25 protein-coding genes and 1 pseudogene are annotated in these 25,714 nt (G+C 62.6%); 8 read left to right on the top strand and 18 right to left on the bottom strand.

Annotated elements, in window-relative coordinates; all coding sequences use genetic code 11:
* The first annotated feature begins 1 nt into the window (after window position 1).
* The 6 genes from ACPZMI_RS18785 to ACPZMI_RS18760 all read left to right on the top strand — a co-directional run bounded on the left by ACPZMI_RS18785 (window position 2) and on the right by ACPZMI_RS18760 (window position 3,533).
* Complete coding sequence (locus ACPZMI_RS18785) at window positions 2–790, top strand: PhzF family phenazine biosynthesis protein (RefSeq protein WP_426352801.1); 789 nt, start codon at window positions 2–4, stop codon at window positions 788–790.
* Between the two features lie 118 nt (window positions 791–908).
* Window positions 909–1,313: a GFA family protein gene (locus ACPZMI_RS18780; RefSeq protein WP_186666372.1), complete on the top strand. Its 405-nt coding sequence runs from the start codon at window positions 909–911 to the stop codon at window positions 1,311–1,313.
* 198 nt (window positions 1,314–1,511) lie between these two features.
* A complete protein-coding gene (locus ACPZMI_RS18775) occupies window positions 1,512–1,850 on the top strand; it encodes an FKBP-type peptidyl-prolyl cis-trans isomerase (RefSeq protein ID WP_186666370.1) in 339 nt (112 codons plus the stop codon).
* Window positions 1,851–2,024: 174 nt separating this feature from the next.
* On the top strand, window positions 2,025–2,684 hold the full coding sequence (locus tag ACPZMI_RS18770; protein ID WP_054894750.1) for a hypothetical protein: 660 nt from the start codon (window positions 2,025–2,027) through the stop codon (window positions 2,682–2,684).
* A 116-nt stretch (window positions 2,685–2,800) separates the two neighbouring features.
* Window positions 2,801–3,301 (top strand): hypothetical protein, encoded by a 501-nt coding sequence (locus tag ACPZMI_RS18765; protein WP_186710971.1) that lies wholly within the window; start codon window positions 2,801–2,803, stop codon window positions 3,299–3,301.
* Entirely contained in the window at window positions 3,288–3,533 is a 246-nt protein-coding gene (locus ACPZMI_RS18760) for a hypothetical protein (protein WP_186666367.1), read from the top strand. The genes ACPZMI_RS18765 and ACPZMI_RS18760 overlap by 14 nt, the downstream gene beginning before the upstream one ends.
* Window positions 3,534–3,612: 79 nt before the next feature.
* Here ACPZMI_RS18760 and ACPZMI_RS18755 read toward each other — a convergent pair whose 3' ends face one another.
* The 3 genes from ACPZMI_RS18755 to ACPZMI_RS18745 form a co-directional block, all read right to left on the bottom strand.
* Entirely contained in the window at window positions 3,613–4,341 is a 729-nt protein-coding gene (locus ACPZMI_RS18755) for an aspartate/glutamate racemase family protein (protein ID WP_426352800.1), read from the bottom strand.
* Between the two features lie 17 nt (window positions 4,342–4,358).
* Window positions 4,359–5,894, bottom strand: coding sequence for an NCS1 family nucleobase:cation symporter-1 (locus ACPZMI_RS18750; protein ID WP_186719888.1), 1,536 nt, complete (start codon window positions 5,892–5,894; stop codon window positions 4,359–4,361).
* Between the two features lie 432 nt (window positions 5,895–6,326).
* The gene (locus ACPZMI_RS18745; RefSeq protein ID WP_063545655.1) at window positions 6,327–6,764 is read right to left on the bottom strand and encodes an Lrp/AsnC family transcriptional regulator; all 438 of its coding nucleotides are present in this window, start codon (window positions 6,762–6,764) and stop codon (window positions 6,327–6,329) included.
* A gap of 132 nt (window positions 6,765–6,896) precedes the next feature.
* On the opposite strand from ACPZMI_RS18745, the gene ACPZMI_RS18740 reads away from it, so the two are divergent.
* Together ACPZMI_RS18740 and ACPZMI_RS18735 are read left to right on the top strand one after the other, a co-directional pair.
* The gene (locus ACPZMI_RS18740; RefSeq protein WP_426352799.1) at window positions 6,897–7,787 is read left to right on the top strand and encodes a DMT family transporter; all 891 of its coding nucleotides are present in this window, start codon (window positions 6,897–6,899) and stop codon (window positions 7,785–7,787) included.
* 41 nt (window positions 7,788–7,828) lie between these two features.
* Window positions 7,829–8,758, top strand: coding sequence for a class I SAM-dependent methyltransferase (locus tag ACPZMI_RS18735; protein WP_186719890.1), 930 nt, complete (start codon window positions 7,829–7,831; stop codon window positions 8,756–8,758).
* A 32-nt stretch (window positions 8,759–8,790) separates the two neighbouring features.
* Here ACPZMI_RS18735 and ACPZMI_RS18730 read toward each other — a convergent pair whose 3' ends face one another.
* The 15 genes and pseudogenes from ACPZMI_RS18730 to ACPZMI_RS18660 form a co-directional block, all read right to left on the bottom strand.
* Window positions 8,791–9,339 (bottom strand): adenine phosphoribosyltransferase, encoded by a 549-nt coding sequence (locus tag ACPZMI_RS18730; protein ID WP_186666361.1) that lies wholly within the window; start codon window positions 9,337–9,339, stop codon window positions 8,791–8,793.
* Window positions 9,340–9,406: 67 nt separating this feature from the next.
* Window positions 9,407–9,850, bottom strand: a complete 444-nt coding sequence (locus tag ACPZMI_RS18725; protein WP_186666360.1) for a hypothetical protein — start codon at window positions 9,848–9,850, stop codon at window positions 9,407–9,409.
* 123 nt (window positions 9,851–9,973) lie between these two features.
* Window positions 9,974–10,708 (bottom strand): Crp/Fnr family transcriptional regulator FnrA, encoded by a 735-nt coding sequence (gene fnrA / locus ACPZMI_RS18720; RefSeq protein ID WP_186666359.1) that lies wholly within the window; start codon window positions 10,706–10,708, stop codon window positions 9,974–9,976.
* Window positions 10,709–10,898: 190 nt separating this feature from the next.
* Window positions 10,899–12,281: an oxygen-independent coproporphyrinogen III oxidase gene (gene hemN, locus ACPZMI_RS18715; RefSeq protein ID WP_186666358.1), complete on the bottom strand. Its 1,383-nt coding sequence runs from the start codon at window positions 12,279–12,281 to the stop codon at window positions 10,899–10,901.
* An 86-nt stretch (window positions 12,282–12,367) separates the two neighbouring features.
* Entirely contained in the window at window positions 12,368–13,051 is a 684-nt protein-coding gene (locus tag ACPZMI_RS18710; RefSeq protein ID WP_426352798.1) for a sulfite exporter TauE/SafE family protein, read from the bottom strand.
* Complete coding sequence (gene ccoS, locus ACPZMI_RS18705; RefSeq protein WP_186666356.1) at window positions 13,044–13,265, bottom strand: cbb3-type cytochrome oxidase assembly protein CcoS; 222 nt, start codon at window positions 13,263–13,265, stop codon at window positions 13,044–13,046. The genes ACPZMI_RS18710 and ccoS overlap by 8 nt, the downstream gene beginning before the upstream one ends.
* A 54-nt stretch (window positions 13,266–13,319) precedes the next feature.
* Complete coding sequence (locus ACPZMI_RS18700) at window positions 13,320–15,764, bottom strand: heavy metal translocating P-type ATPase (protein WP_426352797.1); 2,445 nt, start codon at window positions 15,762–15,764, stop codon at window positions 13,320–13,322.
* Between the two features lie 148 nt (window positions 15,765–15,912).
* On the bottom strand, window positions 15,913–16,443 hold the full coding sequence (locus ACPZMI_RS18695) for a FixH family protein (RefSeq protein WP_426352796.1): 531 nt from the start codon (window positions 16,441–16,443) through the stop codon (window positions 15,913–15,915).
* Window positions 16,444–16,458: 15 nt separating this feature from the next.
* Window positions 16,459–17,874, bottom strand: coding sequence for a cytochrome c oxidase accessory protein CcoG (ccoG, locus tag ACPZMI_RS18690; RefSeq protein WP_186666352.1), 1,416 nt, complete (start codon window positions 17,872–17,874; stop codon window positions 16,459–16,461).
* Between the two features lie 290 nt (window positions 17,875–18,164).
* Window positions 18,165–19,145, bottom strand: a complete 981-nt coding sequence (gene ccoP / locus ACPZMI_RS18685) for a cytochrome-c oxidase, cbb3-type subunit III (protein WP_186666351.1) — start codon at window positions 19,143–19,145, stop codon at window positions 18,165–18,167.
* Complete coding sequence (locus ACPZMI_RS18680; protein WP_054894780.1) at window positions 19,142–19,339, bottom strand: CcoQ/FixQ family Cbb3-type cytochrome c oxidase assembly chaperone; 198 nt, start codon at window positions 19,337–19,339, stop codon at window positions 19,142–19,144. Before ACPZMI_RS18680 ends, ccoP begins: the two co-directional genes overlap by 4 nt.
* Before the next feature lie 5 nt (window positions 19,340–19,344).
* Window positions 19,345–19,953: a cytochrome-c oxidase, cbb3-type subunit II gene (gene ccoO, locus ACPZMI_RS18675; protein WP_054894766.1), complete on the bottom strand. Its 609-nt coding sequence runs from the start codon at window positions 19,951–19,953 to the stop codon at window positions 19,345–19,347.
* Complete coding sequence (gene ccoN / locus ACPZMI_RS18670) at window positions 19,953–21,395, bottom strand: cytochrome-c oxidase, cbb3-type subunit I (protein WP_054894767.1); 1,443 nt, start codon at window positions 21,393–21,395, stop codon at window positions 19,953–19,955. The genes ccoO and ccoN overlap by 1 nt, the downstream gene beginning before the upstream one ends.
* 529 nt (window positions 21,396–21,924) lie before the next feature.
* A complete protein-coding gene (locus ACPZMI_RS18665) occupies window positions 21,925–23,046 on the bottom strand; it encodes a DUF6708 domain-containing protein (protein ID WP_186666350.1) in 1,122 nt (373 codons plus the stop codon).
* Window positions 23,046–25,709, bottom strand: a pseudogene (locus ACPZMI_RS18660) (T6SS effector BTH_I2691 family protein). The gene ACPZMI_RS18665 and the pseudogene ACPZMI_RS18660 overlap by 1 nt, the downstream one beginning before the upstream one ends.
* Window positions 25,710–25,714: the final 5 nt, after the last annotated feature.

Below are 25,714 nucleotides of genomic sequence, written 5' to 3'. Positions count from 1 at the left end.
CATGCAACTTGAGATCTTCCAGGTCGATGCTTTTTCGGCCAAACCTTTTGGCGGCAACCCGGCGGCGGTGATCCCGCTGGAGAGCTGGCTGCCGGACGATGTGCTGCAGCGCATCGCCGAAGAGAACAACCTGTCCGAGACGGCCTACTTCGTGCGCAACGGCGAAGGCTATGACCTGCGCTGGTTCACCCCGGCCGTGGAGGTCGACCTGTGCGGCCACGCCACGCTGGCTTCGGCCTGGGTGTTGTTCGAGCAACTGGGCGAACAGGCCGAAGTGCTACGTTTCAATACCCGCAGTGGCGAGTTGCGGGTCAGGCGCGGTGCTGATGGCCTGCTGGCCATGGACTTCCCGGCCAAGCAACCGGTGGAGGTGGATTTCCCCGATGGCCTGCTCAAGGCCTTGGGCCTGCCGAGCGCCCGCGCGCTGTACCGCTCGGACGACTTCGTGGTGGTAATCGACGACGCAGCCTTGATCGATCCGCTCAAGCCCGATTTCGTCGCGCTGTCGGCCTTCGATGTGCGTGGCATTGCCGTGACCGCGCCGGGCCGTGGCTTCGACTTCGTTACCCGCTGGTTCGGCCCACGCGTAGGGGTCAACGAGGATCCGGTGACCGGTTCGGCGCACACGACGCTGGCGCCTTACTGGTCCGAGCGCCTCGGCAAGCGCAGCCTCAGCTGCGAGCAGGGCGGGGTGCGCAAGGGGCAGTTGCAGTGCGAGGTGCCGGGGAATGGCCGGGTGATCATCAGCGGGCGTGGGGCACTGTATATGCGAGGGACAGTGTTCATCTGAGGCGAGGATGGCTTTGCGGGCCTCTTGTGCGGCGGTTCGCCGCTGCGACTTGCCCGCCAAGAGGTCTGTAGCTGCACCGCTATACTTTGCAGCTTCCCCACCCGTCAGGAGCCCCCCCATGTCTCACACCAAGCACGGCGCCTGCCTCTGCGGCGCCATCCGCCTGACCGCCACGGTCGACAACCTCGAAGTCAACGCTTGCCACTGCAGCATGTGCCGCACCTGGGCCGGAGGCCCGATGCTCGCGGTGCACTGCTCCCAGCCGCCCCGTTTCGAAGGTGCTGATCCCAGTGTCTACCGTTCCTCGGAATGGGCCGAGCGGGGCTTTTGCGGGCAGTGTGGCACCCACCTCTATTACCGGCTGATCGACAAGAATGAGTACGCCTTGCCGGTCGGCCTGCTCAAAGGCGATGACTGGCAGTTCACGATGCAGATCTACGTTGAACAGCGTCCGAGCTGGTATTGCTTCTCCAATGAGACCCAAGACCTCACCGGCGAGCAGGTCATGCAGCTGTTCAGCTAAGCCTGTGTCGCAACAACTCGGCGAAGCCGTGGGACTTTATGCCGGACTGCCCCTACCTGGCTGGAGACGGCAGCCATCGTGAAGGTGATCGGTGGCGTCCGGTGGTCGATGTGCCAGCACGACGTCACTCCCGGACTTGCCAAACCTTTGCATTCCTGAGAAAAGGGCGGCCTCGAAATCTGCCGCAAGGAAATGACCGTGACTCAGGAACTGCACATCACCGAGATCCAGGAAGGCGAGGGCAAGGCCGTGGTCAAAGGCGCCCTGATCACCACCCAGTACACCGGCTGGCTGGCCGACGGCAGCGAGTTCGACTCGTCCTGGTCGCGCGGCAAGCCGTTCCAGTGCGTGATCGGCACCGGCCGGGTGATCAAGGGCTGGGACCAGGGGCTGATGGGCATGCGCGTGGGCGGCAAGCGCAGGCTGCAAGTACCTGCGCACCTGGGCTATGGCGAGCGCTCCGTGGGCAGCATTCCGCCGAACTCGGACCTGACCTTCGAGATCGAGCTGCTTGAGGTGCTGACGCGGGATGATTGATGTCCAGTTGTTGCGAGGGTGACGTAATTCGGCAACATCGATGGTCCAACATGGCTGCTGCCAGGGAGGGCCAGCATGGAAGAGCCCATCAGGCGGCCGGTGCCTTGCACCGCCGCCGGCAAGGATGGTGCACAGGCAAGGATGCTCCCCGTCCTTAGCCGAACGAGCCCTGCCATGAAGTGGATGCAATACCTGCGACGCCGTCACCTGTTTCTCGGTCTCACCCTCGCTGCGGTGCTGATACCGCTGACCCTCGATGTGGTGCAAAGCCGCGACCAGCACGGTGACGGAACCCAGACACTGGTGTTCCTGCGCCATGCCGAGAAGCCCGGCGAGGGGCTGGGGCAACTGAACTGCCAGGGCCTCAACCGCGCCATCGACCTGGCCACGTTGCTGCCTGAGCGATTCGGCGCTGCCGATTACGTGTTCGCCGCCGACCCCGGCCGACATGTCGAGGAGGGCAGCGAGGATAAACGCTACAGCTACATCCGCCCGCTCATGACCATCAGCCCCAGCGCCATCCGCCTCGGGTTGCCGGTCAATATCGACTTCGGCGCCAACGACTATGACGACCTCGCCGAAGAACTGCTACGCGCCAAGTACCGCAACGCCACGGTCTACACCGCGTGGTCCCACGGCTACCTGCCAGACCTGATCAACGCCGTGGCCGGGAAGGCCCTGGGCGAGAAGCGCGTCATCACCTCGGACTGGGACGGCGACGACTTCGACACCCTCTATGTGATCACCCTGACCTGGCATGACGGTAAGGCCACGATGCTCAGTCGCAACGTACGCCAGGAGCTCGATGGCGGATCCGAAGTTTGCCCGACTTGATTCAGATGTTTTTGACTCGCTCGCGGTATCCGGGCTGACTTATTTCCAGATGACGACAAGGCACTGTCCACGGGTTTCCGGAAATCCGATTTCGGGCGTGGGGAGTGCGAGGTTGCATGGAAATCGATCGAGCTTATCGGTTTATCGGTCATCGCGGCGTGACCTTCGATGTCATCGAGTTCACTGTCAGGGCCGATAACTGCTGCTGGCTCAATACGCTGCATATTCCGACAACGGGCCGACATCAATATCGCGTGGTCGGCAAGGTGAAGGAGGTGTACGAACGGATGCAGGCCGGGCAGTTGCCCTGTGTGATGGCGGTGGCGGTTTCATTGCCGTTGACGCGCGAGCAGGGGGATGCTCTGAACTCACAGCGCTGGACAGTCGCTGCTCTGGTGTCGGCAGGGGGGGCTGCAGTCACCGGGACGTTCGCCCCGGCGTTGGTAGTTGGTGCGGCAAAGATGGGCACATTCGCTTTTGTCTCCGACCGTCTGCCAACGTTTCACGCGGGGGATGTCTTGGTATCAGTCGAGGCCAAGGTCCAGGGCGGTATTGGTCCGCAACGCAGTTCTACTTCCCTGTTACTGAAAGCTGGGGTTGAACATGTCGTTCGATGATCTGCTGCAGCCGATTTTGATCATGATCATCTGGTGGACCCTGGATCGCTGGACCGTATCACCCTGGCGCGGATGGGTAGGGCTGGCCCTTCTAGCGGGTGGCTTGGCCAGCTTTTTCTGGACCGAAATGTGGAGAGTTTTTGGTCACGAAATAATCATGTGGAAGTCAACCGCTGTATCTATCGGCATTTTTCTCATGCTGCGCAGCAACCGGCATGTCGACAAGTCGTAAGCATCACTGGGAGAGTGGGTCAGCTTGTGACAAGGCCGCCGCGCCTTCAGGATGACGATACGGCGGCCTCGAGCTGAATTTATCGCCCCAGCCGCATCGGCCAGCCCACCACCTTCTTCACCCGTGGCGTCGCATAGGTGCGCACCTTCGACGTGCTCAACCCCAGTCGCACCAGCGATTCGGCGATGGTCACCGCCGCACTCACGCCATCGACCACCGGCACGCCGGTACGCTGGCGAATCTGCTCGTCAAGCCCGGCCATGCCGCCGCAGCCCAGGCAGATCACCTCGGCCTTGTCGTCACGCACGGCGCGCTCGGCCTGTTCGACGATGGCCTCCACGGCGCGCTTCGGATCAGCTTCCAGTTCCAGCACCGCCAGGCCGCTGGCCCGTACCGAGGCGCAGCGGTCATACAGCCCTGACAGCTTCAGGCGATCCTCGATCAGCGGCACGGTGCGGTCCAGCGTGGTGACCACCGAATAGGCATGGCCCAGGTACATCGCGGTGCTGGCGGCGGCATCGGTGATGTCCACCACCGGGACATTGAGCAGCTCCTGCAAACCTTCGCGCCCATGCTCGCCATAGCCGGCCTGGATCACGGCGTCGTAGGGCTGGTCGTAGGCCAGCACCCGATCCATCACGGCGATGGCGGCCAGATAGCTCTCGAAGTTCCCCTCCACCGACTCCGCGCCGAACCAGGGCGTCAGCCCGACGATCTCGGTACCAGGCGCTGCAACGCTGCGTGCCTGTTCGGCGATGGCCTCGGTGATGGCTTCGGTGGTGTTGACGTTGGCGATCAGAATACGCATGAACGAATGTCCCTTGATCAATGGCTGCTGTGGTCGACGGCGATGGCTTCGCCGCTGACGTCGAGGTATTGGCGATTGCGCGGCGCGATGAGCAGGTAGAGTGCGGCCGCGGTCCCTGCGCCGATCAACCAGGAGAACGGCGCGACACTGTGGAAGTGCGGTACCAGTGCCAGGACGATGGCCAGCAGGGCCGATGGAATGAAGGCCGCGACCGCGCGCAGGTTGACGCCGCGGGAGTAGTGATAGGCAGCGGCCGGGTTCTCGCTGTACAGCTCCGGCACGTTGATCCGGCCTTTGCGCAGCAGCCAGTAGTCGGACATGATCACCCCGTACAGCGGGCCGAGCAGGGCGCCCAGGCCAGACAGGAAGTACACGATCACCAGCGGGCTGTTGTACAGGTTCCATGGCAGGATCAGCACCGCCACGGTGGCGCTGATCAGCCCGGCACGACGGAAGTTCAGGTGGCGTGGCGCCAGGTTGCTGAGCACGAAGGCCGGGGCGACGAAGTTGGCCATGATGTTCACCGCGACGGTGACGATCAGGAAGGCCAGGCAACCCAGCACCAGGAACAGTGTGTTGGGGATGGTGGCGACGATCTGCGTCGGGCTGTCGATTACCTGGCCGTTGATCTGGAACTGTGCGCCACACAGCACCACAGTGATCACCGCAAATACCAGGATGTTCACCGGCAGGCCCCAGAAGTTGCCGACGCGGATGGTCCGCCGGCACGGCGAGGAACGGGCGAAATCGCAGAAGTTGAGCACCAGGGTGCCGTAGATTGCCAGCCACAGCGCGCCGCCGGCAAAGATGTTGCGCCACATCTCGTAGCCGGTCAGTGGATCGGCCACCGACCAGGCGATGCGCGCATCGTTCTTGAAGAACATCCAGGCGGCCAGGCTCGCCACGGTCAGCAGGATCACCGGCCCGGCGAAACCTTCGTAGCGGCGCACCATCTCCATGCCGTAGGCGAGGATCACCAGTTGCACGATCCAGATTGCCACGAAGCACACCCAGCCCAGGCTCGACAACCCGAGAATACTGTCGTGGTCATAGGCGGCAACCTGTGGCCACACGGCGGTGAGCAGCACGCGCAGCACCACCGAGGCCAGGTAAGTCTGGATGCCGAACCACGCGATGGCGATCACCGCACGGATCAGCGCGGGAATCTGTGCGCCATGGATGCCAAAGGCGATGCGGCTCATGACCGGGAACGGCACGCCGGTCTTCTGGCCCATGTAGCCGGAGAGGTTCATGAAGAAGTACACCAGCACGGCACCGATCGCCAGGGAGACGAGAATCTGCCAGCCGCCAAGGCCCAGGGCGAACAGCCCCATGGCGAAGGAGTAGTTGGCGATGTTGTGCACATCGTTGGTCCACAGCGCGAAGATGCTGTAGCCACCCCAGCGGCGGCCCTCGATACGGGTGGGCGCCAGGTCCCGGTTGTGCAGACGTGGGCTCAGCTCGTACGGCCCGGCGGGATTTTCCAGCGTGGTGGCGGTGGGGCTGGTGCTGGCAACGGAAAGTTCAGGGGCAAGGTCGAGACTGCTACTCATTCCGGCGGCTCCTGATGCGCTAGGACTGCGATGAGGCGGGCTTGCGCACGGGCTCGCCTTCTCGTCTGTGCAGCATTGGCATCACTGGGTTCTGGGCGCTAGCGGCCTGCGGGGCAGGCGCTGCGTGTTCTTGTGTATTTATGTTTTGCTCAAGTTGTATACAAAACACAAGTTCACTCAAGCCAGTTCCATGCCAGAGAGGGCACAGTTTCAGAGTTGCTATTACTTTGACTTTCTCCTTTTGTTTTATAACGTCATGAAAATAAAGAACTATAAGTTGACCATTTGATCAGTATTTATTTTGCATTCGCTTATTAGTTGATTTTATAGTCAATTTTTATCGGCTTCCCGGTGTAACGTGTTGGGGCATGTCCGTAACCAGTGCACACAAAAATGGCACTCTAGGTGACATTCTTGTGTACAAGTCTTGGGTCAAGCCATCGGCGGCAGGCGCCGCTTGACCGGTGTCTTCTTGATGATCGCGGTGTTGGTCTCGGCGAGGGTGTTGAGCCGGTCAAGAAGGGTGTCCAGCTGTTCCATCGAGCGCACATGCAGGCGGGCGATGAAGCAGTCCTCGCCGGTAACCTTGTCGCATTCGGTGAACTCGGGAATGGCAACGATCTGCCGCTCGACTTCCTGCAATTGCCCCGGCAGCGGCCGGATTCGCACAATGGCCTGTAACTGGTAACCGAAACAGCGTGGGTCGATTTCCACGGTGTAGCCGCGCAGCACGCCGCGTTCTTCCAGGCGGCGCAGCCGCTCGCTGACGCTGGGGGCGGAGAGGCCGCTGATCTGCGCCAGGGCCTTGAGCGAGCGGCGCGAATCCTCCATCAGGGCATTGATCAGCAGTTGGTCGATATCGTCGGTCATACTTGCCTCGTGAGGTAAAAGTGCAAAACTGCCTTGATAGTAAAGGCGATTGGTGATTCTGGCCTTGTTTATCCGCTGGAGTGCCAATATCCGCGCCAGCATACTGTTGCCATCTTCGACAGGAGGCATGAGATGGACAGTTCGATTCGTCGCGGCTCACTGGAAATGGTCGCCGCCATGCTGATATCCGGCACCATCGGCTGGTTCGTGCTGGTGTCCGGGCAGCCGGTGCTGGATGTGGTGTTCTGGCGTTGTGTCCTGGGCGCTGGCACCTTGCTGCTGATCTGCGCGTTCATGGGCTTTCTCAAGCCCGGCATCCTGACCCGCACCACTTTTCTGCTGGCGGTGCTCAGCGGGGTCGCCATCGTTGGCAACTGGTTACTGCTGTTCGCCTCCTATTCACGGGCCTCGATCGCTATCGGCACCGCCGTGTACAACGTCCAGCCGTTCATGCTGGTGGGCCTGGCGGCGGTGTTTCTCGGTGAGCGGATCACCGCAGCCAAGCTGACCTGGCTGGGGCTGGCCTTTGTCGGCATGCTGGCGATCGTCAGCGCTCACGGGCAAGGGCAGGGCGGCGATGAGTACCTGCTGGGCATTGGGTTAGCATTGGGGGCGGCGTTGCTCTACGCCCTGGCGGCTTTGATCATCAAGCGCTTGAGCGGGACACCGCCGCACCTGATTGCCTTGATCCAGGTAAGCACCGGGGCACTGCTGCTGGCGCCCTGGGTCGGGTTCGGCGGTCTGCCGGCAGCGCCTGCCGCGCTGGGTAGCCTGGTGACACTGGGGGTGGTGCATACCGGGTTGATGTACGTGCTGCTGTACAGCGCCATCCAACGCCTGCCCACGGCGCTGACCGGCGCCCTGTCGTTCATCTACCCGATCGCCGCGATCCTGGTGGACTGGGTGGCGTTCGGTCATCGCTTGGCGCCGCTGCAGTGGTTGGGCGTGGCGCTGATCCTGCTGGCGGCGGCAGGGATGCAGCAGGGGTGGTGGTTCAGGTGGCGCAGGGCGGCCCCGGCCTGACAAAGCAGGTAGAATGGCGGTTTTTCGCTATGCGGCCCGCCATGACCTCCCCGATTCACACCCTGGAGCAGCACCTGCTCACCGCCCTCGACCCCGCGCCTGTCGAAACCCGTCGTTTGTTCCACGGCCGTGGCCGCTGCTGGCCGGGCCTGGAGCAGATCACCGTCGACTGGCTCGACGGGGTGCTGCTGGTCGCGCTGTTCCGCGAGCCGCCCGATGGCCAGTTGGCCGAGCTCGAGGCGATGCTGCATGCCCTCGCCGAGCGCCCGCAATGGAGCGGCCAGGCGATCCTGCTGCAGCATCGCTACCTGCCCGACAGCCCGGGCCAGTGGCTGCTCGGCGAGCCCTGCCAGCAGCGCGAGGTGATCGAGGACGGCTTGAAGTACCTGCTGGACCTGGGGGTGCGGCAGAACAACGGCCTGTTCCTGGACATGCGCTACGGCCGCCGCTGGGTGCGTGAGCAGGCGGCGGGCAAGCGGGTGCTGAACCTCTTCGCCTACACCTGCGGGTTCTCTGTGGCGGCCATTGCCGGTGGCGCGCAGCAGGTGGTGAACCTGGACATGGCCAAGTCGGCGTTGTCGCGTGGGCGTGAGAACCATCGCCTCAATGGCCACGATGCTTCATGTGTCGCTTATCTCGGGCACGAGTTGTTCAAGTCATGGGGCAAGGTGCGCAAGTACGGACCCTACGACCTGATCATCATCGACCCGCCGACCTTCCAGCGTGGCAGCTTCGTGCTCACCCAGGACTACGCCAAGATCCTGCGTCGTCTACCTGAGCTGTTGAGTGAAGGCGGGACGGTGCTGGCTTGCGTGAACGATCCAGCGATCGGCCCGGAGTTTCTCATCGACGGCATGGCGCAGCAGGCGCCGCAGCTGGTCTTTGTCGAGCGCCTGGAGAACCCGCCGGAGTTTCCCGATGCGGACCCGCAGGGCGGGTTGAAGGCGCTGGTGTTCCGCCAGCTGGGCTGAACCCGAGGGGGTCGGGTTCGGCCCGATGGCGATCAGTATTCGGACAGCGAAAACTCGGTCAGGCAGAAGGTTGGAACGCCGGCAGCTTGCAGGCGGCGCGAGCCTTCGAGTTCGGGCAGGTCGATGATCGCTGCGGCCTCGAACACCTTGGCCCCGGTACGTCGCACCAGGTTGGCGGCCGCCAGCAGGGTGCCGCCGGTAGCGATCAGGTCATCGAAGATCAGCACCGAATCGCCATCGCATAGGCTGTCGGCATGCACTTCCAGGAAGGCTTCGCCGTATTCGGTTTGATAGGGCTCCGACAGCACGTTGGCTGGCAGTTTGCCCTGCTTGCGGAACAGGATCAGTGGCTTGTTCAACTGGTGGGCGATGATCGAACCGATGAGGAAACCGCGTGCGTCCATGGCCCCGATGTGGCTGAACTCGGCTTCGACATAGCGCTCGATGAACTGGTCGGCGACATAGCGCAGTCCGCGTGGCGACTGGAACAGCGGGGTGATGTCACGAAAGATCACACCCGGCTTGGGAAAGTCCACTACCGGGCGGATCAGGGCTTTGAGGTCGAAGGTGTCGCTGTGCATCTGGGATATCCTGGATGATCAATTGGTCCAGTATACCTTGTTGGATGATGCCCAAGATCCTGTCTGGTCAGACCTTGTTCCAGGTCAGTGAGTCGATATGCAGTGAACCTGCGCTGGTGGCCTGAATTTCGATGGCCTCTACCTTGCTTTCACCTAGCCCTACCGTTACCAGCGGAGTGATCGTGCCAGCGCCAAAGGTTTGCTTATCGCCGCCCAATTCAGTAGTGACATTGAACACGTTCTCGGGGTTATCAAGGTGATACACCCAGGCAACATCCTTGACCGGCTCACCGAAAACGATACGAACGCAACTACCTTGTCCAACAACAAGCACCTGATTGCCTAAGCCTGTGCTGATTGCTTTTGAGAACCCCGATGAATACTTGCTGTCACCCTGCTCGATAAGCTCGAAATGATGCTTTGAGTACTTGCTGCTTTTGTACTGATTTTTCAGCTTAAAGGTTTCGAGACTGGCACTTTCAAAATTGTCGCTCGATTTTGGCGTGGTCATGATCTGCTCCCTGATCGCATTGAGGAGCAATAAGTATGTGTTTCCATCAAGCGGGCTTCAACTGACAAAAATATCAGTTGAAGCCCGCTTGGCTTTGTGCTCCAGGGGCTGAAGTCAATGAGCTCAAGCTTCCATCGCACCACCGGCCAGCGCGCAGAGCTGGATCGGGTCGAGGATGTGCACTTCCTTGCCTTCGGCCTTGAGCAGGCCGTTCTGCTGGAAGCGGGTGAACACGCGCGACACGGTTTCCACCGCCAGGCCCAGATAGTTGCCGATTTCGTTGCGCGACATGCTCAGGCGGAACTGGTTGGCCGAGTAGCCACGAGCGCGGAAGCGTGCCGAGAGGTTGACCAGAAAGGTGGCGATGCGTTCGTCGGCGGTCTTTTTCGACAACAGCAGCATCATCTGCTGGTCGTCACGGATCTCGCGGCTCATCACCCGCATCAGTTGGCGGCGCAGTTGTGGCAGTTGCACGGAGAGCTCGTCGAGGCGTTCGAAGGGGATTTCGCAGACCGAGGTGGTTTCCTGGGCCTGGGCCGATACCGGATAGGCTTCGGTGTCCATGCCCGAAAGCCCGACCAGTTCGCTGGGCAGGTGGAAGCCGGTGATCTGTTCTTCGCCCGCATCGCTGAGGCTGAAGGTCTTGAGGGCGCCGGAGCGTACAGCGTAGACCGAGCCGAAATTGTCACCCTGGCGGAACAGGAACTCGCCCTTCTTAAGTGGGCGGCCGCGTTTGACGATTTCATCCAGTGCGTCCATGTCTTCAAGATTGAGCGACAGGGGCAGGCACAGGGGGGCCAGGCTGCAATCCTTGCAATGGGCCTGGCTGTGGGGGCGCAGTTTGACTGGCTCGGACATTTCTTTCGATCCTTGTGATAAAGCACACATAAGCTGTAAGGGTAACCTACAGCTGGATTAGAGGCCAGCCTGCACTTTTTTGGTGCGGCTCGGCGGCGATCTGCGCAGGTGGGCGCGGATGCCTTCGACCATCCATGGTGTGCCTGACAAAGGCGAGCTGTCCATGCGGTGTAACGTCCCGGCAAATCGACTAGATGACCCGGGAAAATCGCTGGCGATTCTGCAGTGCCAGGTAGGCATCGAACACCATGCATACCGAGCGCACCAGCAGGCGGCCGGCCGGCAAGACCTTGATGCCTCGCGTGTCCAGCGTAATCAGGCCATCTCGCTGCATGGCCTGCAGTTGCGGCCAGACCTCATGGAAATATCCGCGAAAGTCCAGGGTGAATGCCTGCTCGATCTGCTCGAAATCCAGTTCGAAGTGGCAAATCAACTGCTGGATCACGGCCCTGCGCACACGATCATCCTGGTTGCACAACAGGCCGCGCTGGGTCGCCAGTTGGGCGCTGGAGAGGGCGTCCTGGTAGGTGTTCAGGTCGCTGCTGTTCTGGCAGTAGAGGTCACCGATCTGACTGATGGCCGAAACGCCCAGCCCCACCAGGTCGCAATGACCGTGGGTGGTGTAGCCCTGGAAGTTGCGCTGCAGGGTGCCTTCTTCCTGGGCGATGGCCAGTTCATCGTCGGGCAGGGCGAAGTGGTCCATGCCGATATAGCGATAGCCGGCGGCGGTGAGTTGCTCGATGGTGTTGTGCAGCATCTCCAGCTTGACGGCCGGGGCCGGCAGCTCGGTGGCGTCGATGCGTCGCTGGGGCATGAAGCGTTCGGGCAGGTGCGCGTAGTTGAACACCGACAGGCGGTCTGGCTGCAGGCGAATCACCTCCTCGACGGTGCGTGCGAAACCTTCCGGGGTCTGGCGCGGCAGGCCGTAGATCAGGTCGAGGTTCACCGAGCGGAATTGCAGGGTGCGTGCAGCTTCGACCAGGGTGCGAGTCTGTTCCAGGCTCTGCAGGCGGTTGATCGCTCGTTGCACGGCCGGGTCGAGGTCCTGCACGCCGAGGCTGACGCGGTTGAAGCCCAGCTCGCGCAGCAGCCCCATGGTCGACCAGTCGGCCTCGCGCGGGTCGAGTTCGATCCCGTAGTCGCCGGAGTCATCGTCCAGCAGGTTGAAGTGCTGGCGCAGGCTGGTCATCAGTTGGCGCAGTTCCACATGGCTGAGGAAGGTGGGGGTGCCGCCGCCGAAATGCAGTTGTTCGACGCGTTGCTTGGGGTCGAGGTGGCAGGCGACCAGCTGGATTTCCTGCTCCAGGCGTTGCAGGTAGGGGGCGGCGCGGGCGCGGTCCTTGGTGATGACCTTGTTGCAGGCGCAGTAGTAGCAGATGTTGGCGCAGAACGGCACGTGCACGTACAACGACAGCGGGCGCACCGCACGGCGGCTCTCGCGCAGGGCGTGCAGCAGGTCGAACGAGCCCACTTCGCCATGCAGTTGCACAGCGGTCGGATAGGAGGTGTAGCGTGGTCCGGCCAGATCGTAGCGACGGATCAGGTCGGCGTCCCAACGTAGGTCGTCGAGCATGTGGGCAGTCCCCGGATAGAGCAGCAGTGCCCGGAGTCTAGGGAAGGGCGCGGGGTACCGTGTTGACTTGTATCAAGCTGTCGCGGTCAATGCCCCATCAGCCAATGCTGGTGTGGCCCCGGCAAGGTCCACAGGCCGAACAGCATCACCATCACCCCGCCCGTCATGCGCACGCTGCGTCGGCGCAGCAGGGTGCTGACGCGTTCGGCAGCCAGGCCTGTGGCCAGCAACACCGGCCAGGTGCCGACACCAAATGCCAGCATCAACGCCGCACTGTGTGCCGCATTGCCCTGGCTCGCTGCCCACAGCAGTGTGCTGTAGACCAGCCCGCAGGGCAGCCAGCCCCACAAGGCACCCAGCAGCAGGGCCCTGGGCAGGCTCGAGACCGGGAGCAGGCGCGACGCCACCGGCTGGATGTGCCGCCACAGGCCCCTGCCCAAGGCCTCGATACGGGTCAGCCCGCTCCACCAGCCAGCCAGGTACAGACCCATGGCGATCAATAGCAGGGCCGCCGCCACACGCAGCACCTGCGCCACCGGGCTGCTGGCCAGGGCCCAGCCGGCCAGGCCCAGCAGCAGGCCGGCGGCCGCGTAGCTGAGCACGCGGCCGAGGTTGTAGGCGATCAGCAGGCGCAGGCGGCGGGCGCGTTGTTCGGGCGGGATGGCCAGGGTCAGGGCACCCATCAGGCCGCCGCACATGCCCAGGCAGTGGCCGCCGCCGAGCAGGCCGAGCACCAGGGCAGAACCGAGCAAGGGGAGCAGGTCAGGCACGCGGGGCGGGATCCTTGTCGTCGGGTTGCTCGGGTGTGGTCGCTTCGGGTTTCACCGCGGCCTGGTGGCGCGGATCCTGGTCGTCGAACAGGATGCTGTGGGCAGGGCCTTCGAGGTCGTCGTACTGGCCGCTGTCCACGGCCCAGAAGAAGATGTATACCGCCACGCCGACGAGCAGCAGGGCCGCGGGGATCATCACGTAGAGGGCGGGCATTGGGGTGTCCTCTTCAGACTGCAAAAGCCATGTCATGCACGATCGAACTCCTGCTCAGGCCATGACCGGACTGGGGGCAGCATTGGCCGCCTGCACTGTCGGCATACGCGTCAGGCGCAGGGCATTGAGCACCACGATCAGCGAGCTCACCGACATGCCGATCGCCGCCCACACCGGGGTGATCCAGCCCAGCGCGGCGAAGGGCAGCATGAGCCCATTGTACAGCGTTGCCCATAGCAGGTTCTCGAGGATGTTGCGCCGGGTCCGGCGCGCGAGTTCGAAGGCTTGCGCCAGGGCCTGCAGGCGGTTGGACAGCAGCACCGCGTCAGCGCAGGTCTTGGCCAGGTCGGTGGCCGAGCCCATGGCGATGCTGATGTCGGCCGCCGCCAGTACCGGGACGTCGTTGACGCCATCGCCGAGCATCAGCACCTTGCGTCCTTGCGCCTGCAGAGCCTTGACCCGCGCCAGCTTGTCGTCCGGGCGCAGGCCGCCGATGGCCTGGTCGATGCCCAGTTGCGCGGCGACTTCTGCGACCATCGGTGAACTGTCGCCCGACAGCAGCAAGGTCTGCCACCCGCGCGCCCTGCACACGGCCAGCAACTCGCTGGCATCGTCACGCAGGCGATCGTCAAGGCTGAACCAGGCCAGCGGGCCCATCCGGTCACCCAGCAGCAGCCACTGCCCGCGTGGCTCGGGTACGGCCGGCACTTCGGCGCCGCTCAGGGCGCAGACGAAGGCGGCCTGCCCGATGCGCAGGCGCTGCTGCCCGACCTGACCTTCAAGGCCCAGGCCAGGTACAGCCTGGACATCGTCGGCAGGTTCGGCACTGCGCCCGAAAGCACGCGCGATCGGGTGTTCCGAGCGGTTCTCCAGGGCGGCGGCCAGGGCCAGGCAGCGTTCGGGTGCAAGGCTGCCCAGCGGGCGGATACTGCGCAGGGCCAGGCGTCCTTCGGTCAGGGTGCCGGTCTTGTCGAACACCACGGTGTCGATCTGGTTCAACCCTTCGAGCACATGGCCGCGGGTCACCAGCAGGCCCAGTTTGTGCAGGGTGCCGGTGGCCGTGGTCAGTGCCGTCGGAGTGGCGAGCGAGAGTGCGCAGGGGCAGGTCGCGACCAGCATCGCCAGGACGATCCAGAATGCGCGCTCGGCATCCAGGTGCCACCACCACAGACCGATGGTCAGCGCGGCAGCCAGGCTGAACAGCAGGAACCACTGCGAGGCGCGGTCGGCGATCTGTGCCAGGCGTGGCTTTTCCGATTGCGCGCGCTCGAGCAGGCGCACGATGGCCGACAGGCGCGAATCCTGGCCGAGGGCGTCGACCTCTACGGTCAAGGCGCTCTCGACGTTGAGCGTGCCGCCGGTGACCCGGTCGCCAGCCCGTCGGGCCTGGGGCAGGTATTCACCGGTGAGCAGCGATTCGTCGATGCTCGAGCGGCCTTCGAGGATGCGGCCGTCAGCGGGAATCACGGTGCCCGGCAGGACCTGCACGCGATCGCCGCAGGCCAGCTCTGCCAGCAGGATACGTTCCGCACGGCCCTGCGCGTCGAGGCGCAGGCACGAGGCCGGTAGCAGGTTGACCAGTTGCGCAGTGGCCGCTGCCGTGCGCTCGCGGGCGCGCCGCTCCAGGTAGCGGCCGGTGAGCAGGAACAGGGCGAACATGCCCACGGTGTCGAAGTACAGCTCGCCGCTGCCGGTGATCGCGGTCCAGATCCCGGCGCCGTAGGCCAGGCCGATGGCCAGCGATACCGAGACGTCCATCGTCAGGTGGCGGATACGCAGGTCACGAGCAGCGCCTTTGAAGAACGGTGCACAGCTGTAGAACACGATCGGCGTGGTCAGGAACAGCGCGACCCAGCGCAGGATGGTGTGCAGTTCGGGCGACAGGTCGATGTTGAATTCCGGCCAGGTGGCCATGGTCGCCATCATCGCCTGGAACCACAACAGGCCAGCCACGCCGAGCCGGCGCAGCGCCGTGCGGTTTTCCCGGGCCAGTTGTTCGGCGGCCTGGTCGGGTTGATAGGGGTGGGCGGCGTAGCCGATGCCGCGCAGTTCGGCGATCAGCCGCGAGAGCGGCAGTTGCCCGTCGTTCCAACTGACGTGCAGACGGTGATTGGACAGGTTCAGGCGCGCCTCGCCAACGCCTTCGAGATTGCGCAGATGCTTCTCGATCAGCCAGCCGCAGGCGGCGCAACTGATGCCTTCGATCATCAAGGTGGTTTCGGCCAGGGTGCCCTGGTGCTGCACGAAGTTCTGCTGGACGTCGGCGCGGTCGTACAACGCCAGTTCGTCCTGCAATTGCCGTGGCAGTGCCTCGGGATTGGCGCTGGTCTCGCTGCGGTGCTGGTAGTAGTGCTCGAGCCCACCTGCGACGATGGCCTCGGCCACCGCCTGGCAGCCAGGGCAGCAGAACTGCCGGGGCTGGCCAAGCACCACGGCGCTGAAGCGGTTGCCGGCGGGGACGGGCAGGGCGCAGTGGTAGCAGGGGGTGGGTTGGGTCATTGGTGTCATACCTGACCTTGGGCAGCAGTGCAAAACCTGTGGGAGCGGGCTTGCCCCGCGATAGCGTCAGCCCAGGCAATGCTGTTGTCCGGGCGACCGCCATCGCGGGGCAAGCCCGCTCCCACGGGGTCGGAACTGATATGGCGTTTCATTCTTGGTGCTCGGCGCCCTGCAGGGCTTCATCGCCCAACTCCAGGGGCACGCCGTGCTCGACCTTCTCTTCCTCGAACAACCGCCACACTTGGCCCTTCTCGTTGCCGAGCAGCTCGACGAAGCGCCGGCCCTCGACCTTGTCTTCGAGCTGACCGACATAGCGCCCGGCCTCGGCACGGGCGAGCTGGACCTTGCAGTCCTTGTCCGGCTGGGTCGGCGAGATCAGGTTCAGCTCCAGGGTCTGCGGATCGCTGTTGCCGGTCAGGCGCAATGCCACCTCGCCGGTCAGCTCGTCCAGGTGCACGCTGGCCTTGAGATTCAGCGTCTGGGCCAGCAGTTCGCGGTCCAGCGAGCGGTTGATGCCTTTGCCAGCCTCGTAGTAGTTGTCGTTGACCAGGTTGTCCGGGTTGCGCACGGCGATGCTCACCATGGTCAGGCTCAGGCACACCGAGGTGGTGAGGATGCCGATGATGATCCAGGGCCAGAGGTGCTTGTACCAGGGGCTGTTGGCGGTGGCGGCAGTCATTGTCGAACGTCTCTCTCAGCGGATCTGTGGGCCGATGAAGCGGCTCTTGGCTTCAACCTGTGTGCCGTTGTCGTCGGCATCCTTGAGGATGAAGGTGATGTCGTTGGTGCTCGAGGGCAATTTCTCGGGTGCGACCGACAGCTGTACCGGCAGGCTGACGATATCGCCGGCGGCCACGCGGATCTCGCGTTGCCCGGACAGTTGCAGGCCAGGCAGGCCGGCGGCGTCGAGCACGTAGACGTGGTCGCGCTGGTCCTTGTTCATCACCTTGAGGCTGTAGACGTTCTCGATCCAGCCCTGGGCGTTCTCGCGGTACAGCACGCGGTCCTTGCTGACGTCGAAGCCCACCAGCGAACGGGTGGCGAAGGCAGTGGCCAGGGCGCCGATCATCACCAGCAGCACCAGGGCGTAGCCAATCAGGCGCGGGCGCAGCATGTGGGTCTTCTGCCCGGAAAGGTTGTGTTCGGTGGTGTAGCTGATCAGCCCGCGCGGGTAGTCCATCTTGTCCATGATGCCGTCGCAGGCGTCGATGCACGCGGCGCAGCCGATACATTCGATCTGCAGGCCGTCGCGGATGTCGATGCCGGTGGGGCAGACCTGCACACACATCGTGCAGTCGATGCAGTCGCCCAGGCCCTGGGCCTTGTAGTCGACGCCTTTCTTGCGCGGACCACGGGCTTCGCCGCGGCGTGGGTCGTAGGAGACGATCAGCGTGTCCTTGTCGAACATCACGCTCTGGAAGCGTGCATAGGGGCACATGTACACGCACACCTGTTCGCGCAGCCAGCCGGCGTTGCCATAGGTGGCGAGGGTGAAGAAGCCGACCCAGAAATAGGCCCAGCCATCGGCCTGGCCGGTGAAGAACTCGATGACCAGTTCGCGGATCGGCGAGAAGTAGCCCACGAAGGTCAGGCCGGTGACGAAGCCGATCAGCAGCCACAGGCTGTGCTTGGCCAGCTTGCGCAGGAACTTGTTGCCGCTCATGGGGGCCTTGTCCAGCTTCATGCGCTGGTTGCGGTCGCCCTCGGTGACTTTTTCGCACCACATGAAGATCCAGGTCCACACGCTCTGCGGGCAGGTATAGCCGCACCAGACGCGGCCGGCATACACGGTGATGAAGAACAGCCCGAAAGCGGCGACGATGAGGATGCCCGACAGCAGGATGAAGTCCTGCGGCCAGATGGTGGCGCCAAAGATGTAGAACTTGCGTTCGGGCAGATTCCACCAGACGGCCTGGTGCCCGCCCCAGTTCAGCCACACGGTGCCGAAGTAGAGCAGGAATAGCAGGGCACCACCGACCATGCGCAACCTGCGGAACACGCCGGTGAAGGCGCGGGTGTAGATTTTCTCTCGAGAGGCGTAGAGGTCGACGGAATCCTTTCCTTTGTTGGCAGGCGGGGTGACGTCATGTACCGGAATCTGCTTGCTCATCATCAAGTCCCACGGCAGTGGAGAAATGCCAGGGCCAGTGCATGCCGGCCGTGGTCGCGCGCCTGTGTTGGCGCTCTGCGGCCCATGATACGCCTGTGATGGCAGGGTAGGGCTTGGCTGCGACGTTTAGTCGCGTTGGGTGGTCGTTTGAATCGTGTTATGGCGAGTGTCAATTGATCCAGGTCAGTCAGTGGTGCATTTGCCGGCCTCATCGCGGGCAAGCCCGCTCCTACAAGTACCGCACCCGCCTTGTGGGAGCGGGCTTGTCCCGCGATGAGGCCAGCCCAGGCTTACTCAGCCGGTTGAGCCGGCTCCGCCTGCTGCGACAGGCTGTACACATAAGCCGCCAGCAGGTGCACCTTGTCGTTGCCCTGGATTTCAGCCTGCGCTGGCATCTGCCCCTGACGGCCGTAACGAATGGTCTGCTGCAATTGGGCGAAGCTCGAGCCGTAGATGAACGCCTGCGGGTGAGTCAGGTTGGGTGCGCCCATGGCGGGGGTGCCCTTGCCTTCAGGGCCGTGGCAGGCCACGCAGTTGGCGGCAAAGATCTTCTGTCCGTTGGCCGCGTCGGCCTTGATGCCCTCGGGCAGGCTGCGCCCGTCCAGGTTGGTCAGCACGAAGGCGGCGACATCCGCCACGCCCTGCTCGCCGATCACCTCGGCCCAGGCCGGCATCACACCATGACGGCCATTCATGATGGTGGTCTTGATGGTTTCCGGCTCGCCGCCCCAGCGCCAGTCGCTGTCGGTCAGGTTGGGGAAGCCGTAGGCCCCCTTGGCGTCCGAGCCATGGCACACCGAGCAGTTGGAGGCGAACAGGCGTGCGCCCATCTTGAGGGCCTGCGGATCCTTGGCGACGTCTTCCAGCGGCATGGCGGCGAACTTGGCGAAGATCGGCCCGAAGCGGGCATCGGCCTTGGCCATTTCCTTTTCCCATTCGTGCACGCCGGTCCAGCCAGACTGGCCATTGCTGAACTCGGTCTGCTTGTCGTTATCCAGGTAGCTGTAGCCTGGCAGGATGCCTTTCCAGTTGCCCAGGCCCGGGTACAGCGCCAGGTAGCCGAGGGCGAAGACGATGGTGCCGACGAACAGCCAGAACCACCATTTGGGCAGCGGGTTGTCGTACTCCTCGATACCGTCGAACGCATGGCCGACGGTTTCGTCGGTGATCTCTTCGCGCTGGCCCTTGCGGGTCGACAGCAGTAGCCAGGTCAAGGCGAAGATGGTGCCCAGGGTCAGGACGGTGACGTACAGACTCCAGAAGGTTGTCATTGTTGTTTGCTCCCAGAAGCATTCTTTTGCGCGTGCTCGACATGCCGGCTGGCCTCGGGATCATCCGCGAAGGGCAACTGCGTGGCCTCGTCGAAATCCTTCTTGCGCCGCGGGCTGAACACCCACAGCGCCAGGCCCACGAAGGCCACCAGCACGACGACGGTGCCCAGGCCGCGAATCATCCCGATATCCATCAGCGTCACCGTTTGCTCTTGATGAGGGTGCCAAGGCCTTGCAGGTACGCCACCAGGGCGTCCATCTCGGTCTTGCCCTTGACCGCGTCGCGGGCACCGGCGATGTCTTCGTCGGTGTAGGGCGTGCCGAGGGTGCGCAGCACTTCGAGCTTCTTGGCCGTATCCTTGCCATCGAGGTGGTTTTCCACCAGCCACGGGTAGGCGGGCATCTTCGACTCCGGCACCACGTTGCGCGGGTTGTACAGGTGCGCGCGGTGCCAGTCGTCCGAGTAGCGCCCACCGACGCGGGCCAGGTCCGGGCCGGTACGCTTGGAGCCCCAGAGGAAGGGGTGGTCCCACACGCTTTCACCGGCCACCGAGTAGTGGCCATAGCGTTCGGTCTCGGCGCGGAACGGGCGGATCATCTGCGAGTGGCAACCTACACAGCCTTCGCGGATATAGATGTCGCGGCCTTCGACTTCCAGCGCGGTGCGCGGCTTCATGCCTTCGACCGGCTTGTTGGTGACGTCCTGGAAGAACAGCGGGACGATTTGCGTCAGGCCGCCGATGCTCACGGCAATGACCATGAAGAAGGCCAGCAGGCCTATGTTCTTCTCGACTGCTTCATGCTTCATCAGTGCGCTCCCACGACGACGATCTTGGCGGCTTCATCGGCCTGCGCCGGATTGGCAGCGCGTACCGTGCGCAGCACGTTGTAGGCCATCAGCAACATGCCCGAGGCGAAGAAGGCGCCGCCCAGTGCGCGGACGATATAGCCCGGATGGCTGGCCTGCAGCGCTTCGACGAAGGAATAGGTGAGGGTGCCGTCATCGTTGATCGCACGCCACATCAGGCCCTGGGTGATGCCGTTGACCCACATCGAGGCGATGTACAGCACGGTGCCGATGGTTGCCAGCCAGAAGTGCGCGTTGATCAGGCCGACGCTGTGCATCTGCTCGCGGCCGTACAGCTTCGGAATCATGTGGTACACCGCGCCGATGGAGATCATCGCCACCCAGCCCAGGGCGCCGGCGTGGACGTGGCCGATGGTCCAGTCGGTGTAGTGCGACAGCGAGTTGACCGTCTTGATCGCCATCATCGGCCCTTCGAAGGTCGACATGCCGTAGAAGGCCAGGGAGACCACCAGGAAGCGCAGGATCGGGTCGGTGCGCAGTTTGTGCCAGGCACCGGAGAGGGTCATCATGCCGTTGATCATGCCGCCCCAGCTCGGGGCCAGGAGGATGATCGACATCACCATGCCCAGCGACTGCGCCCAGTCGGGCAGGGCGGTGTAGTGCAGGTGGTGCGGGCCGGCCCAGATGTACAGGGTGATCAGCGCCCAGAAGTGCACGATCGACAGGCGGTAGGAGTAGATCGGCCGCTCCGCCTGCTTGGGCACGAAGTAGTACATCATCCCCAGGAAGCCGGTGGTGAGGAAGAAGCCCACGGCGTTGTGGCCATACCACCACTGGATCATCGCGTCGGTGGCACCGGCGTAGGCTGAGTACGATTTGAACAGGCTGACCGGCAGCGAGATGTGGTTGACGATGTGCAGCATCGCGGTGACCACGATGAAGGCGCCGTAGAACCAGTTGCCCACGTAGATGTGCTTGGTCTTGCGCTTGACGATGGTGCCGAAGAACACCACGGCATAGGTGACCCAGACGATGGCCAGCAGGATTGCGATGGGCCATTCGAGCTCAGCGTATTCCTTGGTGGTGGTGTAGCCCATCGGCAGGGTGATCAGCGCGCCGAGGATCACCGCCTGCCAGCCCCAGAAGGTGAAGGCGGCCATGCCGTCGGAGATCAGCCGGGTCTGGCAGGTGCGCTGCACCACGTAGTAGCTGGTGCCGAACAGGGCACAGCCGCCGAAGGCGAAGATCACCAGGTTGGTGTGCAGCGGGCGCAGGCGTCCGAAGCTGGTCCAGGGCAGGTCGAAGTTGAGCTGCGGCCACACCAGTTGCGATGCAATGAAGACGCCGAGGCCCATGCCAAGGATCCCCCAGACCACCGTCATGATGGCGAACTGGCGGACGACCTTATAGTTATAAGCAGTCGGACTGATTGCTGTGCTCATGCTAAGGTTCCACGGTTTAGGTGTTCTTGTTGGTGGAAAAATCGGCGCCAGTCTCGATAGCCGCAATGGCTATGGCAACGCAAGGTACCCTGCGCCGACCCGTGTCCATACCCTGCCCACCACCGTCCCGTGGCGTTTCGGGTCGAACGATTGTACACAAATAAATATCTGTAATGTGTACCGTTTTTCACCTTTTTCTGATCGATCGGTCAAGCTTTTTTCGGATGCCTTTTTGGCGCGCAGCGTCAGGCAATGCGCCGCGTCGATGGCATCGCTGCAACGCGAGGCCACTTTGGCAACAAGCTTAGTTCCGTTCGGAGGGGGTGCAAGGGAGGGGGAGTGGGGTAGGGGCGTTAGAGTCTGCGTAAGCATTGTTGTTTTCGAGCGCGGGTGCGATGGCTGTGGGGGCTTGCTCGCGAACACTCGCGTAGTCGGTGCCATCCATCAAGTAGCCAGCATGGCAGGGCTCGCCCCCACGTACCCGTATAGACCGATTAGCGACAGTAGCGCCCCATTGGGTGCAGTTCCCTTATTCAGGGGCTGTTTTGGCCTTGCGGGGTTTCTGCTCCGGGCGCTTGCCCGGCTTCAGGTGCCAGCGGTCGGCGTTGGCGAGCAGGCGCTGCTGAATGTCAGGCGGGTAGTCACTCAATGTGGTGAGCGGGGGCACCGGTTTACCCGGTAGCCCGGCCTCGCGGATGATCTTCGGCCAGCGTGGACGCCAGCAGAGCATCAGGCTGAGCCAGTGTGAGGTACCGATGATCACGAAGGCAGGCCAGACCAGCAGCAGGGCAACCTTGAAGGGCCACCTGCTATTGCGAAAGAAACGGCCCATGCCTTCGAACTGGGCACTGAAGGCCTGGATGGGCGATGGGAAGCGTGTGCTCAGGCGCGGGCGCGGGACGGAGTCGGGGCCTTCTTCCATGTAGCGGCGGATGAACTCCCATTCGTCCCGCAGTTCGCTGCCGCCTTGGCCTTGTTTGCCTAGCAGGGCCATTTCCATGTGAGGTAGTCCTGTCAAATGAGGGTGCCAAGCCAGAACGAGTCGCATACCCATGCTAAGACGATCATCCTTTGGGTTAGTGGCGGTGCTTCCTGTTGTTTTCCAGGCAAATGTAACAATGCCGCCGCAGTAGCCAGGGCGGTGCAAATGAACTTGCTGAGTTTTACGGTTGAACCGTATTAGTAAGTGGCGGCTTGTCAGCATTTCCAGGCGAGTCAGTCGAAAGCCGTACCGAGCGTAAAAATATCCTGTGCTGCCACCCAGTGCTAGTAGAAACGTAGTCAGTGATAGCGTCAGTACGCTGAAGTCTGGGAGCTGTGTGATGATGAGTGATATGAATCCGAAGGTTATTATTGACCATGCCCAAGCTGCAGGTGCCAACATTCCTAATGTAGCCATGGTTATTAAGCCACGTTTTTCCTCTGATCCGCCGCAGCGCATTTCCATGATGTTGTCGTCGAACTCGAATACCGGCCCGCGGCTGCTCGGATTATCACTGACGGGTCTAAGATGTAAGTCAGATGTAAAATCCTCTTCGTAATTATCTTTGGCAGCTCGCAATTGGGTGCGCGTTTGGATTGATTCCGCCATTTCGCGGTCCGCCGATGACTCGATGTGCATTCTCCAGAACATCCATTCAATTAGGTGCATTACATGACCTCATTGAGCGCTTTGTAGAGTTCTGAAAGTTCATGGGTGCTATCGAAAGGTTTTTTTTGTCTATCCCGTCGGTAGACGCTTTTTTTGCACCATTTCTCCAGTGCATCATCGTCAAAAATAAAAATGATCACTGTAATTGCAATGCCAATCCAGAATGTGCCGAGTACGAGTCTGGCCAATATGAGGCGAGCGGCTTGAGTTCCTAGCCTTGCGGAAAGCGCGCTAAATGAACTGGCTACGCTGCTTAAAAGTGTGTTGGAGGTGGTTCTGGCTAGATGTTGGAACAGCGGTTGGGCAATGGCTATGGCTGTGCCCATCTCAGCTAACGATAAACCCACGACGGCGAAAGCGCGCGTAAGGTATGCAGTAGCTAATATTTGGCTACTGCTTCTGGAAGTATTTGAAGGTTCTATAGACTTAGAGTGCTCAATCCCATCCGCAAAATCCCACCAGGCCAACACCAACCCCCCCATCCCCGCTAACCCTGCCCCCCACAACTTCAACCGCCCCAACGCCACCGTTGCCCCGCCGCCAGTCACGCTTTGTGCGCCATAGCGTGTCATGACCATTTCCAAATAACTAACCCCGATCTCGAACCCGGCAGCCGCCGTGCTCATCGCTGCTGCCAGTAGCTCGGTTTTCAGGCGCATGTCGCTATCTGGTAGCTGTCGCGCCTTGAAGGCCATCAACATCCCCTCGATCAGGGTGATGACCCCGGATACCCGAACCTTGTAGAAGTCACTCTTGTGCGCCTGCATCAGCCCTTCGGCCCAGGCCTGATCGAGGTAGCGGGTGATCTGGCCGGCACTGCGTTGTGGGTTGATGGTCTGGTTGAGCTCCGCTGCTTGCGCGAGGCGCACATTTACGGCGGCTTCGTGCACGGAGGCAAATAGCGTGACTCGCAGCCCTTGGTGCAAGGCGCGGTCCAGATTGTTCGGCGCCGCGGTGCGCAGCACTTGGCGCCCGAGCGCGACATACCAGGCATACAAGCCAACGCTAGCCCTGCCGTTTTGTGCCTGGCGCTGTTCGTACAGTGTGTTCAGTCGGGTAAAGGCGTTGGCCGCTGCATGGGCCTGGCGGGCGAGGGCTTCCGGCAGGTCGAAGGAGGTCTCTGAACCGGATGCGGCCTTGGCGGCGTCGCGCAACTGTGCCAGCTCCTCGCGCAGGGTCTGTTGGTTGAAGGCGATGCTGCGCATGGCCAGGTTGTCTCGCTCGGTGGGGTCGCTGCGCCACCAGTGGTCCAATACCTTGGTGCCGAGCTCGCTGAGTTCCATGCCGACCACGCACTGCCCGGTCTGTTCGGCGAAAGCCAGGCCGTCTGTAGGGTCTGCGTCGTCGTAACGGTCCAGGGCCTGGAGAAAACGCTCGTTGATCACCCAGCGCAGGTGGTCCAATGCGCGTGCCTCGGCGGCGTGCTTGGCCGACTGCGTGACCTTGTGGAAGTGTTCGAGCTGAAGGCGCATGGCGGCGCGGTCCACCAGGGGGCCGTACTTCTCATCGAACTGCCGGTTGAACTCGCCCGCTTGCTGGCGGGCGTTTACCCGGGCTCGGGTGTCTCGCTCGAATTTTTCGAGAAGGGGCTTGAGCTGGGCATCGTGGGCATCCGCGTCTTTTCTCGCCTGCTCCGTGAAACCGTGGTACTCCGCAGGCATTACCGGTTGAAGACGCAGGGTTTCTGCCATGACCTCGCGTTTGACAATCTGTTCGGCGCGCATTTCGGGATAGAGCTTTTCGATTTTTAGAAACGACTGCGCCACCAACAGCCGGCGCTCATTGTCGACGCCCGGCTCCACGCTGCGCTGCAGCCAATCGCTGCGCACCTAGTCGACTGCTGCATTGCGCCAGGCGTTGAGTTCCTGGGTGATACCGATAATGTCATCGACCACGATGGCGGCGCCGCGGGGGTTGTTGCGGTTAGGTGACGGGGCGAAGGCCTGGCGCGTGGCCTGCAACGACAGTAGCTGGTCCTGGTTGAACGGCTGCTGCTTCAGCAGCGCCCGCAGTTGAGGGTCTTGTTGAGCCTTGAAGTCGGCGATGCACTCCAACTGGTCGTACTTGAGCACTGACGGTGGTGAGGGTAGCTCCACCGGCTGAACGAGAGTCTCGACGTCGATGCTCGGCAAGCTGTCGCGGTAACCATCCTCGATCAAGCGGTAATTGTCGAGCATGCGTGGTGTCAGCGGGGTGGGGCTGTAGAGTGGGCGCAGCTCCTGCATGCTGTCGAGGTCGTACAGGGTTATCGTCCAGCCAAAACTCTTGATCAGATCATCGAGGGTCGCGCTGGGCAGGACCTCCCAGGGGGCGTCAGCGCTGATCGCGCGCAGCGATCCGTTGGCCAAGACGCGATACTGGCTGTGCCAGTGATAGGCCGGGTCGCCATAGCGCTTGAGCAACAGGTACAGAAACCCTTCGCGCAACGGGCGCAGCGCGTAGCTGGAATGACTGAGAGGTTGTACGTCGGGGTAAGGGGTCAGCGGCGCTGTAAGCGTGGGTAGCCGGCTGCGTTGCGCAGCTTCGCCACCGACTGCTGCGAAGCGTAGCGGCAGCAGTTGGAAGCTGCGCGTGCATGAGGCCACCGGGCTGTTGCTCAGAGCAGGTTTGTACGTGGCATTGACCTGTTTGCAGAGTTCGAGTGTTTCCAGCAGGGTGCTCATCAATT

The sequence above is a fragment of the Pseudomonas wayambapalatensis genome (assembly GCF_049942315.1).
Taxonomy (GTDB): Bacteria; Pseudomonadota; Gammaproteobacteria; order Pseudomonadales; family Pseudomonadaceae; genus Aquipseudomonas; species Aquipseudomonas wayambapalatensis.
The sequence above is the reverse complement of the archived record's forward strand: the minus strand, read 5'-3'. Positions and strand labels throughout refer to the sequence as shown.